Source organism: Leisingera sp. CC-HEC096 (genome assembly GCF_059429235.1).
Window position 1 is genome coordinate 3,842,501 of the sequence record NZ_JCAIJS010000001.1, and the last position, 1,557, is coordinate 3,844,057.

General features: G+C 55.9%; 2 rRNA genes (1 of these 2 running past the window's edge). Both read left to right on the forward strand.

Features of this window, described 5'->3' with window-relative positions:
- A 23S ribosomal RNA gene (locus tag AC5STI_RS18630) occupies nt 1–1,231 on the forward strand (it extends 1,597 nt beyond the left edge of the window).
- Nucleotides 1,232–1,430: 199 nt separating this feature from the next.
- Nucleotides 1,431–1,545 (forward strand): 5S ribosomal RNA (rrf, locus tag AC5STI_RS18635).
- The last annotated feature ends 12 nt before the right edge of the window (nt 1,546–1,557 follow it).

The window sequence follows — 1,557 nt, forward strand, 5'->3', positions numbered from 1 at the left end:
AGAGCATACCAAGGCGCTTGAGAGAACGATGTTGAAGGAACTCGGCAAAATACCTCCGTAAGTTCGCGAGAAGGAGGCCCGGGTTCAAGGCAACTTGGATCCGGGGGCACAAACCAGGGGGTGGCGACTGTTTATTAAAAACACAGGGCTCTGCGAAGCCGCAAGGCGACGTATAGGGTCTGACGCCTGCCCGGTGCCTGAAGGTTAAAAGGAGGGGTGAGAGCTCCGAATTGAAGCCCAGGTAAACGGCGGCCGTAACTATAACGGTCCTAAGGTAGCGAAATTCCTTGTCGGGTAAGTTCCGACCTGCACGAATGGCGTAACGACTTCCCCGCTGTCTCCAACATCGACTCAGCGAAATTGAATTGCCTGTCAAGATGCAGGCTTCCCGCGGTTAGACGGAAAGACCCCGTGCACCTTTACTACAGCTTCGCACTGGCATCAGGATTGTGATGTGCAGGATAGGTGGTAGGCATCGAAGCCGGGACGCAAGTCCCGGTGGAGCCTCCCTTGAGATACCACCCTTCGCACTCTTGATGTCTAACCGCGGTCCGTTATCCGGATCCGGGACCCTGCGTGGCGGGTAGTTTGACTGGGGCGGTCGCCTCCTAAAGAGTAACGGAGGCGCGCGAAGGTTGGCTCAGAGCGGTCGGAAATCGCTCGTTGAGTGCAATGGCAGAAGCCAGCCTGACTGCAAGACTGACAAGTCGAGCAGAGACGAAAGTCGGCCATAGTGATCCGGTGGTCCCGCGTGGAAGGGCCATCGCTCAACGGATAAAAGGTACGCCGGGGATAACAGGCTGATACTGCCCAAGAGTCCATATCGACGGCAGTGTTTGGCACCTCGATGTCGGCTCATCTCATCCTGGGGCTGGAGCAGGTCCCAAGGGTACGGCTGTTCGCCGTTTAAAGAGGTACGTGAGCTGGGTTTAGAACGTCGTGAGACAGTTCGGTCCCTATCTGCCGTGGGTGCAGGATACTTGAGAGGAGTTGCCCCTAGTACGAGAGGACCGGGGTGAACGATCCACTGGTGGACCAGTTGTAATGCCAATTGCAGTGCTGGGTAGCTATGATCGGACAGGATAACCGCTGAAGGCATCTAAGCGGGAAGCCCCCCTCAAAACAAGGTATCCCTGAGGGCCGTGGAAGACCACCACGCCGATAGGCCGGAGGTGTAAGCGCAGCAATGCGTTCAGCTGACCGGTACTAATCGCCCGATAGGCTTGATTTGATCCAGTAACAGACAGTGTTACAAAACCAAACAAGCAAACCATCCCAAGAACTTGGACTGTTGATTGTATTGCCTTCCGCTCGTGGAAACGTCTCGTGACGTAACTGGGGTGCGGCCTCTCGCGTATTTGCTCCGCAAACACGCTGACGGCCGCCAACCAAAAAAATCCACTCGCCGAAGGCAAGTGGATTTTTCTTGGTTTGGTGGCCACAGCACAAGTGAAACACCCGGTCCCATCCCGAACCCGGAAGTTAAGCACTGTCGCGCCGATGGTACTTGGGCTCAAGCCCTGGGAGAGTAGGTCACCGCCAAACCTAGTAAAATCC